The sequence below is a fragment of the Flagellimonas aurea genome, from assembly GCF_017313785.1.
GTDB classification, from domain to species: Bacteria; Bacteroidota; Bacteroidia; order Flavobacteriales; family Flavobacteriaceae; genus Flagellimonas; species Flagellimonas aurea.
Map to the genome: position 1 here is coordinate 191,508 of NZ_JAFLNL010000009.1, position 10,338 is coordinate 201,845.

At 39.2% G+C, this 10,338-nt stretch carries 5 protein-coding genes; 3 read left to right on the forward strand and 2 right to left on the reverse strand.

Features of this window, described 5'->3' with window-relative positions; genetic code table 11:
* Positions 1–71: 71 nt before the first annotated feature.
* Together J0656_RS15565 and J0656_RS15570 are read right to left on the reverse strand one after the other, a co-directional pair.
* Positions 72–2,528: a ribonuclease HII gene (locus tag J0656_RS15565; protein WP_207035518.1), complete on the reverse strand. Its 2,457-nt coding sequence runs from the start codon at positions 2,526–2,528 to the stop codon at positions 72–74.
* A 29-nt stretch (positions 2,529–2,557) separates the two neighbouring features.
* Positions 2,558–3,154, reverse strand: a complete 597-nt coding sequence (locus tag J0656_RS15570; protein ID WP_207035520.1) for a ribonuclease HII — start codon at positions 3,152–3,154, stop codon at positions 2,558–2,560.
* A gap of 233 nt (positions 3,155–3,387) precedes the next feature.
* Here J0656_RS15570 and J0656_RS15575 point away from each other — a divergent pair, with 233 nt between their 5' ends.
* From J0656_RS15575 to J0656_RS15585, 3 genes are all read left to right on the forward strand, one after another.
* The gene (locus J0656_RS15575; protein ID WP_207035522.1) at positions 3,388–6,474 is read left to right on the forward strand and encodes a SusC/RagA family TonB-linked outer membrane protein; all 3,087 of its coding nucleotides are present in this window, start codon (positions 3,388–3,390) and stop codon (positions 6,472–6,474) included.
* A gap of 3 nt (positions 6,475–6,477) precedes the next feature.
* On the forward strand, positions 6,478–7,869 hold the full coding sequence (locus J0656_RS15580) for a RagB/SusD family nutrient uptake outer membrane protein (protein WP_207035525.1): 1,392 nt from the start codon (positions 6,478–6,480) through the stop codon (positions 7,867–7,869).
* 116 nt (positions 7,870–7,985) lie between these two features.
* The gene (locus J0656_RS15585) at positions 7,986–10,034 is read left to right on the forward strand and encodes a putative porin (protein WP_207035526.1); all 2,049 of its coding nucleotides are present in this window, start codon (positions 7,986–7,988) and stop codon (positions 10,032–10,034) included.
* The last annotated feature ends 304 nt before the right edge of the window (positions 10,035–10,338 follow it).

The window sequence follows — 10,338 nt, forward strand, 5'->3', positions numbered from 1 at the left end:
TGTAAGCCCCTATATATCTAAAAATGTATGTGTTGCAGTAACTAATGTATGACTGGCCGTATGTTGTTCCGTTAGTTTATTTTGTAGACAATCAGAGAGTTGTCTTGGTCTTTTGCAACAAGTTCCAGCTTTTTGTCGTTGTCCATATCCGAAAGGTCGATCAAAGAACTTCCGAACACAGGGAAATTGGAAATAGGTTCTGCTTGGCTATCGTATAGATAAATTTGATGGTTTTGCAAATCCGTTACGGTAACATAAATTTTGTCGTAGATATAAAAGATTTTAGGTTTTGAATAAACCCCAAGCTCCAGTTCTACCTTTTTTCCTTTTATGGTGAGTACGTTGTCATCCATCAGTACCAACGTGTTGCTTGTTGCATAAAACCCGTGGTCCGGGTTTAGGTTGAAGTTTGTGGCCGTCAATTTTCCGTTGGTATCAATCTGGTGGAGCACCCCTGTTTTATTGGTAACGGAGAATTTGTTTTTATAGAGGAAAACATCGTTGTTGGAAAAGTCTATTTTTTCAGGAATTTTAATTCGGTCACTACCTACACGGTGCAAAATCCTAAGGGTACTGTTGTCCTGTTTAAATACGAGATAATCTTTGTTGCCCACCCTAAAATGTTGAGGGGTACCCAAGATATTGCTAGGGGCATCGGTAAAGGTAAACCCACGGACTATTTTACCTTGGTTATTGTACATGAATACTTTACTGCCTTGGGTAACCACAAAGCGGTAGTTCCGACTGCCATCATAATCAAATACTGCTAATGGATTCAGGTTTCCGCCCTCAAAATCAATATTGAATGGGGCAACTTCGTCTCCATTTCGGTCCAAGATCAAGAATTGGTCGTTTGTGGTAAAGGCGAGCTGCAGTTTTCCATTTTTATAGATGTCAACTTGTTGTATAGCTCCCTGTATCCTGCCATCCAATTGTTTGGTCCAAAGTACTTTTCCATCGGTAGAGATTAGGTAGAGCACGTTATTTTCGTCCTGTACCACTATTTCCTGCTGTCGTGTTCTGTGGTTTTTTACAAACTGGGGTTCGGTTGCCAGGTCCGTGTTCAGTTCTAGAGTGAAGAGTGGGGAAACTGTATTCTTCTCTTGGTTCTTTATGATTTTTGATGCAAGGAGATTGAAATGCCCAAAACCATTGTCCATTACCATTTGTGAGGCAAATACCTGTCCGCCCAAATCATCTTCATTGATGTCCTCGACCACCTCAGGGGAAAGTTCCTGTTCGGAAAAAAAGTCGATGCCCGAAGCATTGGAGACCATAAGAATGCTGGATTCGCTAGCTAGGGAAGCTTTTGCTGTTTTGTACCCTTGGTCGTTATCGAAAGACGAGGAGCTTTTATGATTGCTGATTATGGTCTGTAAGGCTTCCTTGTTTTCTGAAAAAATAAAACTGTTCTCCAGTATAGTACAAAAGTTGGACGTAAAACTCTTTATTAAAGGGGTGAAGTTTTCTTCTATTAAATCTGGAGCATCCAAAACCAATATTTCACTTCCTTGATAGTCTTCTGAGCTGGTTTTTTTACTGTTAAGGTAATCGTATAGGCCTTCGGTGCCGAAAGACTTTAACAATGCCACCTTTTCATTATTTAAAAAAATCAATCCAACTTCTTCTATGGTATTAAAAAGGGAATCGGTTTTTTTCACCCTGTCGAGATATTCGTTCTGGTTTTTTGCGAAAATTTGGTAATCATCAAAGGTGTAGGAAATAATCGCTTGCGAGTTCAATGGGGCATAAGAGGGTGTTCTATTGGCAAGTGGGGAGGTGCCTTTGAACAAGTTGATAAAGTTTTTAGTGGAATCGGGAGCCATGGCCACGCCGTTCAGGTTGACCTCGTCCGAATTTGCGGTAAAGTCCAAAGAAATCCATGACGAAAATGGGTTCTTTCTGGATTCATTTTGTTCCTTGAGTGCCAGAAGGGATGTGTTTCCACTAGGGTCTATATATAAGGTAGCGGATTTGTCGGTGGAACTCGCTTCATACAATTTCTTTAACGTAGGGTCCACTGGCGTACTCTCATTTGCTCTTATGAGGTTTTCCATCAGCATCATGGAAGAGCTCATAAGAACATCACTTTCTTTTTCAAGGCTGAACATTTCTAAACCGTCGAGATTGTATTTTGTGACGTTTGTGCCTTCATAGGTCAATGTCTCGACCGTTTTGTTCGCGACGCTGTCCACATTAAAAAGTCCCGAAACTTTTTTAGTGGCCATTATGAAATCATAATTATCCTTGCCAACTTCATAAAAAGCAAGTACAATTGTTTTATTGGTTTTCAGATAATTTAGTCTTTGGGTCTTGCTGGAGATGTCTTCGATATGGGCAAAGCCTTCAATGCTTTTTAGGAGAGAATTGTTCTTAAGTTCGCTTTTGAAGTTGCCAAGGTTGTTGATTTTTAGGACTAGTGCCGGATTAGGGGGTAAATGCTCCAAAAGAGAGTCTTTGGTCTTCACCTCTTTCGTACATGATGCGATAAGTATGGGGAGCAAGCAAAAAAGTACCTTTGATCTCATTTTAGCAGTTTGACACAAAGTTAGGATTTTTAAATATCCAGTGTCAATTGTTCGGGGAGTTGTCTAAAGCTTTTTCTGTGATATTTGGTGATACCGTATTTTTTGATGGCTTCCCTATGCTCTTTGGTGGGGTATCCCTTGTTTTTTTTCCAGTTGTACATGGGAAACTCTTCGTGGATTTTTGCCATATACTCGTCCCGATATGTTTTGGCCAAAACCGAAGCGGCGGCAATGCTCATAAATTTACCATCCCCTTTAATTATGCATTCATGGTCTATGTTCGGGTAGGGTTTAAACCGGTTTCCATCAACAATGATAAAATCGGGGACAGGTTGTAGTTTATCTATGGCACGGTGCATGGCCAAAAAAGAGGCGTTCAAAATGTTTATTTCGTCAATTTCTTCTTCAAAAACATGACAAACAGAGAAAGAAACGGCTTTTTCTTCCAAAATCGGCTTCAAAAAATCGCGTTTTGTCTCGGAAAGCTGTTTGGAGTCGTTCAAGGTGATGTTGTTAAATTTCTCGGGCAATATTATGGCGGCAGCCGTCACCGGGCCTGCCAAACAACCCCTTCCAGCTTCATCGGTTCCTGCTTCCAACAATGACCGGTAACATGATTTTAACATACATCTTAAAAATTTAACAGTTGAAAAGTAAAGAAAAACATATTTGCCAATAAAAAGTTAAAAAAAATCCTACAAACCTAATAAATAGGGTTGTTGACCACGAATAATATGTTAAAATTATCAAAATTATTGATTGATGCTTCGGTAACATAGGCGCTGCAAGGTTGTTAATTTTTTTGAATATTAACTTTTTATATTGATTTTTGAGCGGACTAATTCAAAAAATGAAATAAATGAAAGCTAAGTTAGCATGGATGCTGACACCTCTCTTGGTGTTATGCATGTCTTTCTCTTTTGGACAAGAGAAAACAGTTTCAGGTAACGTGACGGACCAAAACGGTCTGCCGCTTCCTGGTGTTTCCATTATGGTTGTTGGAACATCCAATGGTACACAAACCGATTTTGATGGTAATTACACCATCTCAGCTTCACAAGGACAAATGTTGCGTTTTAGTTACATCGGTCAGAAGACTGTGGAAAGAACTATTGGTGCTTCTTCCACAATTAACGTAGAGATGGAAGATGATGCCCAGGCCTTGGAAGAGGTTGTGGTTATGGGGTATTCAACCAAATCTAAAGCGGATGTTACGGGTTCTACTGTACAATTGGACTCGGAACAGATAGAGCAGATACCTGTTGCTACTGTAGATCAGGCACTACAGGGTAAGGTGGCGGGTCTTTCCATTACTGGAGATTCTGGTACCCCAGGTTCAACTACAGATATACGTATTAGGGGTATCAGTTCAATTACTGCTGGAAACGATCCATTGTATGTGATTGATGGGGTGCCAATGGCAAACCCAAATCTTTCACCTGCAGAATCAGGTTCTTCGCTTTCGGCATTATCCAGTATTAACAGTAACAATATTGAAAGCATAACGGTGTTGAAAGATGCTTCTGCTACAGCTGCTTATGGGGCTAGAGGGGCTAATGGTGTAATTGTGATCACCACTAAGGGTGGTAAAGCTGGAAAAACAAAATTCAACTTTAATAGCTACTTTGGTTTTGCAAATGATGCAATTGACGGACCGACACCTCTTACAGGAGCTGAGAGGGAAATGTTGTTCTATGAGGCTGTTTTAAATTCCTTTGGTGAAGATTATGGGTTGAGTAATATAGAGGAGGCTGGAGAGTTTGCTAGGGCAAATACATCATATGGCGCGGACTATCAAGCATGGAGAGATGCAGGGAGTCCAGAGACAAATTGGGCTGACCTGATTACCAATAAAAATGCTGTTATAAGAGAATACAATTTCTCAGCTACTGGGGGTGATGAAACTTCTAATTTTTATACTTCACTTGGTTATTTTGAGCAGGAAGCTACAGTTATTGGTTCAGAGTTTGATAGAATTTCAGGTTCGTTGAACTTTTCTAAGGACTTGTCTGACAGGTTTACTTTTACATCCAATAACAGTGCATCTTATTCACATCAGGATGGTGTGTTGGAGAACAGTGCATATTTTTCTTCTCCACGTGCAGTTAAATTTTTTATGCCTGCAACGGATCAAGCATACAACCCTGATGGCTCTATAAATGTTTTGGGTACGTCCCTTCCCAATCCATTATGGATAGCGCAGGAGGATATTGATGATTCCAAAACAACGAGAATTATTTCCAACAATGCGGTAACTTGGGATACCCCAATCGAAAACTTGTCATTCACCTCAAGAGCTAATATTGATTATATAGTATATAACTATAAACGTTACAGGAACCCAGTAAGGGGTGATGGTGATAGTTCGAATGGTTATGGTTGGCAGGCAAATAGAAATTACGTTACGTATGTATTCCAGAACTCTTTGGATTACTCTTTCAATCTTGGTGAGAGTCACAATTTCGATGTTAAATTGCTTCAAGAGTGGCAAAAAAACAGAAGTTATTATTTGGAGGCTGATGCTGATAATTTTAGCGATACAGGACTTACCAATCTGAATTCAGCGGGTAATCCGACTACAGCAAATTCTACTTACTTTGATTGGTCTGTTGCATCTTATCTTGGTGTGATTAACTATAGTGCTTTTGATAGTAGGTATGTGCTGAATGGTACATATAGAAGAGAAGGAAGTTCAAGATTTGCTCAGAATAACAGATGGGGTAATTTCTGGTCTGTAGGTGCTGCTTGGAACGTAAACAGAGAAAGTTTTATGGCTGGTGCTGAATTTATTAACAATTTAAAATTGAGGGCTTCTTATGGTGTTACTGGTAATGCTGCAATTAGTTTGAACAGTTATCAGGCACTGTTGGATTTTGATTCAGATTATAATGGTGAGGGGGCATCTTACCCAGGCTCTTTTGGAAATAACGATTTGTCATGGGAAACTTCAAATACATTGGATTTAGGAATCGATTTTGGATTGTTCCAAAATAGGATTTCGGGGTCTTTTGCTTATTACAACAGGGAGTCTAAGGACTTGTTGTTAGATGTGCCATTGTCCTTGACTACAGGTTTTGCTGATCAAACAAGGAATATTGGTCGTATGGAGAACAAAGGTTTTGAGGCAGAAATAAATTTTGATATAGTTAGATCTAATGATTTTAATCTTTCCATAGGAGGAAATATTGCTACTAATGAGAATGAAGTTCTTGAGTTGGCAAAAGACCTTAATGGTGAAGAAATCAATATTTCTACTACAACTGATAGGGTTGAATCTGGACATCCGGTTTATGCTTGGTATATGCCTACTTGGGCAGGTGTTAATCCTGAAACAGGTAATGAGGAATGGTACGTTAATGGGGTAGATGGTGAAACTACTACAAACTTTAATGCAGCGGAAAGAGTTTTCCAAGGTGGTAGTGCATTGCCAAAAATCACTTCAGGTATGAATATTCATATCGATGTTAAAGGTTTCTTTGTTGATGCTAGTGGTTATTATGCCGGTGGCCACAAGGTCTATGAAGGGTGGCATAGGTATACTCAAGGTACGGACTTGTACCCAACAGCATTGTATCAAGGCTACAATACCTTGTTGGATAGATGGCAAAAACCAGGAGATGAGGCACGTTTTGGTAAATTTGAATATGTAGGAAGGCCATGGCAAAGACACTCTAAATTTTTGTATGATGGCGACTATTTTAGATTGAAAAACCTTACAGTTGGTTACAATTTCAATTCTAAGTTCACTGAGATGATGAAAATCGATGGCTTGAGATTATTTGTTCGTGGAACAAACTTGTTTACATGGGTAAAAGATGATAATTTAAAATATGATCCCGAAAATATAGATTTGAGTGGCTTGAGTGATGGTACAAACAGGGGAGAGACTGTGTTGACCACACCTCCAGTTAGGTCAGTTGTTTTTGGTGTTAATCTAAATTTTTAAAAAATGAAAAAGATAAAAATAGTTTTAATGTCTTTCTTGTTGGCTGGGGTTTTTAGCTGTACCACGGAAGATTTAAACCCTGCATTGGACCAAAATAAAGAGGCCAATGGAGGAATAACCAATGTGGACAATCTCTATGCTGTGATAAAAGGGGCTTATAGTAGAATGACTGGTTCGGGTTATTATGGAAGAGATTTAATCGTGACTAATGAGGTAAGAACAGACAATTGCTTTTCCAATGGAAACTCTGGTAGGTTTACTACACAGGCGGGTTTTGCCTATTCGAATACTACTGGATTCTTTTGGGATGATGCATATAGGGTTATTGAAAGCGCAAATTTGATTATTAATACCGATTTGTCTCAGCTTGAAGGTGATCAGGAATATGGTTTACATTTACAGGGTCAGGCATATGCTATCCGGGCTCTTGCTCATTTTGACTTGTTGAAACAGTATGGACAAAAACACGTGACTGGAGGTGTCACGCCTGGAGGTATTCCTTATGTGACTACATATCTAAGTAATCAATCAACCCAGGAAGAATTATTCCCGCCTAGGAATACCATTGAGGAAGTTAGAGTAAAACTTTTTGAAGATTTAGAAATGGCTTTCAATTTAATGGAGGACACTGGTGATACTAATTTCTTTTCTAAATACGCGGCAAAAGCATTGGAGGCTAGGGTGGCTGTTTACTTTGAAATGTGGGATACGGCTGTTGACGCAGCAGAAGAGGTTATTGATAATGGTGGTTACGCAATTGTTCCAGCAGAAAATTATGTAGCTTCATTTGAAAGTGACGGAGGCAGTAACATCATCTTTGAATTAGAATTTAATTCTACCGATAACCTCGGTGGTAATAGTTTGGGTTATATTTACCGTACTACCGGAGGTGGAAGTTACGGAGATGTTCAGGTTATCGATGAAGTTGCTGATATATTTGAAGATACGGATGTTCGTGGTCTTTTTGATGGAACAAATGGTATTTTGGGTTATGAGGGGGATATGTTAAGAAACATTGGTAAGTATCCAGATAACCAAGGATACGATAATGTGCCGCTCCTAAGGTATGAAGAGTTAATTTTGAATTATGCTGAGGCCTTATTAAATACAGGTGGCGATGCATTGACTCAACTTAATAAGATACCTGCTAATAGGGGAGCTTCATTATATGCTGAAGCCACAATAGAAAATATATTGATGGAAAGACGTAAAGAATTGATGTTTGAAGGTTTCCGTTTTGAAGATTTAGTGAGAACGGGCAATGACATCGTGAAGTATTCTATTCAGCAAAATTTTACCGAAACTATACCTTATGGGGATAGTAGATTGGCTTGGGCAATACCTTTGGCAGAAATGGACGCAAACTCCAGTATGATTCAAAATAAGGGCTACTAAAATTAGTTTGCTAAAAGTTATAAGACCCCGCCCAATCGGCGGGGTTTTTTTATGGCTCAACTTTTCACATTTCTTTAGAAACAAAACTTTTACCTTTGTCCAACCAATATCATGGAATGAGATATTTAGCATTGACCCTACTTTTATTGATTGGCCAATCAGTCTTGGCGCAACAAGATTCGATTCCTCCAAGAAAAGAAGGAGACTCTATAAGGCTGCAAGAAAAAGATACTCTTGCGTTACGGCAGAAGGATTCGGTTGCCGTAGATTCAATGCCTGCAAAGCCCAAAAGAAGAGATTCTGCTAAGTTACAGGCCAAGCAAAAAGACTCTGTGAGCATCAGAGATTACAAAATAATTTCATATTACGGCGACACTACTGTGGTCGACACGACTCTTGCCATCAGAAAAGATTACATCTACAATTATTTAAGAAAAGACGATTTCGAACTAATGCCCTTTGCCAATATGGGCCAGCCCTATAATGAGCTAGGCAAAAGTTTTTCTTCTGCACCTTATTATCCGCGCATGGGGGCGAAGGCCAAACATCCAGGTTATTTTGAAAAAGAGGATGTCAACTATTATCATGTTCCTACCCCGATGACAGAGCTCATGTTCAAAACCACGTTTGAGCAGGGTCAGTATTTAGATGCACTTCTTACCTTTAATGTGTCCGAACGATTTAATGCCTCGGTCGCCTATAATGGATTCAGGTCACTGGGTAAATATAGGTACGAGGAAGCCCAGGATGGAAAGTTTAGGACAACATTCAATTATGTTACTAAAAATGGAAGGTATTCTCTGAGGGGGCATATAGCGGCCCAAGAAATGCAAAGCGAGGAAAGTGGGGGTTTACGGAACAAGAGTCAATTTGAGGACGACCTGCCCGATTTTCAGGATAGGGCAAAAATTGATCTATTGTACACAAACGCCAATAATAGAATATTGGGCAAGCGCTATTTTTTGGACCATCAATTCAAATTGGTCAATCATAAAAAGGATTCTACTGACAATTCACCCACCACATTGGCTATAGGGCATGAATTCAGCTATGAGACCAAAATGTACGACTTTGAACAAACACAGCAGAACGATGCCTTCGGGCAAGATCCATTCTTGGTTCCAATAGAAGATAGGGCGAGATTGAAAACAATGTTTAATAAAGGATTTGTGGAATTTTCAAACAAAACACTTGGCAGGCTTTCCGGCAGTGTGTCATTGTTCAACTATAATTATTTTTTCAATAGTGTACTGTTCACCGATGAAGGTGTCATACAAAATAAGTTGCAAGGAGAAGAAATTGTGGTTGGAGGTAGTTATCGTAACCGCATAGGACCTTTGTATTTGGAGGGAAGTGTCGATTATACGGTGGTGGGCGAACTTACGGGGAATAAGTTTGATGCCAGGGCAAGATATACATTAAATGAAGGTAATTCATTGTTGGGGTCTGTCCATGTATCATCTCGGATGCCCGATTTCAACTACTTGTTGTATCAAAGTGATTATAGAAACTTCAATTGGCAAAATACGGACACCTTTGATAACATTCGTACAAAGAGTATAAAATTTGGTTTTGATTCCAGAAGCTACGGCCTTTTGAGTGCTGAGTACAGTACGCTGGATAATTATACATATTTCGCATCCACGGCAACAGAGGAAGAAATAGGATTGGGTCAGGAAACGGCATTTGTAAGGCCCTTTCAAGAATCGGGCACGGTAAACCATTTGAAGGTCAAGTATGAAAAGGAGTTAAAATGGAGAAAATGGGCGTTAATGAATACGGTAATGTATCAAGAGGTAACTCAGGACAGTCAAGTGCTCAATCTTCCACAGGTGGTCACGCGCAATAGTCTCTACTTTTCAAGTGATGTGTTCAAAAAGGCTATGTTTTTACAGACGGGTGTAACATTTAAGTACTTCACATCCTATAATATGGATGCTTATAATCCTTTGTTAGGGGAATTTTATATTCAGAACAATGAAGAATTGGGAGGGTATCCTTTATTGGATGTTTTTATAAACGCCAAAGTGAAACAGACCCGTATTTTTTTAAAGGCAGAACACTTGAATTCCATTTTTTCAGAGCCTAATTATTACTCTGCCCCAAATTATCCTTACCGTGATTTTGTCATCAGATTTGGGTTGGTCTGGAATTTATTTTCATAAAATTCTTTAAGAAGTGAAAAACGAAAACCTGAAAAACAAGTAGTTATAAATTAATTGATTTTTTTTCGAAAAAAATATCGAAAAACATTTTGCGGTAAGAAAATAACGTGCGTATATTTGCACCCGCTTAGCTGATAAGGCAGGGCGCTTTCGAAAGGCCGAGAGGCTGAAAAACGAGAGAAAAAACAAAGAAGTTCATATACATATTGTAACGACAGCGTAGAATTAAGAAATGAACCATTTTGATGCAGGGACTCGGTATTCCGGGTGTCGGACAGACATTCAAGGAAATACAATGAAGAGT

What these genes read in the sequence shown, in the direction of transcription:
- J0656_RS15565 (WP_207035518.1), bottom strand. Translation starts at nt 2,528, where the DNA reads ATGAGATCAAAGGTACTTTTTTGCTTGCTCCCCATACTTATCGCATCA.
- J0656_RS15570 (WP_207035520.1), bottom strand. Translation starts at nt 3,154, where the DNA reads ATGTTAAAATCATGTTACCGGTCATTGTTGGAAGCAGGAACCGATGAA.
- J0656_RS15575 (WP_207035522.1), top strand. Translation starts at nt 3,388, where the DNA reads ATGAAAGCTAAGTTAGCATGGATGCTGACACCTCTCTTGGTGTTATGC.
- J0656_RS15580 (WP_207035525.1), top strand. Translation starts at nt 6,478, where the DNA reads ATGAAAAAGATAAAAATAGTTTTAATGTCTTTCTTGTTGGCTGGGGTT.
- J0656_RS15585 (WP_207035526.1), top strand. Translation starts at nt 7,986, where the DNA reads ATGAGATATTTAGCATTGACCCTACTTTTATTGATTGGCCAATCAGTC.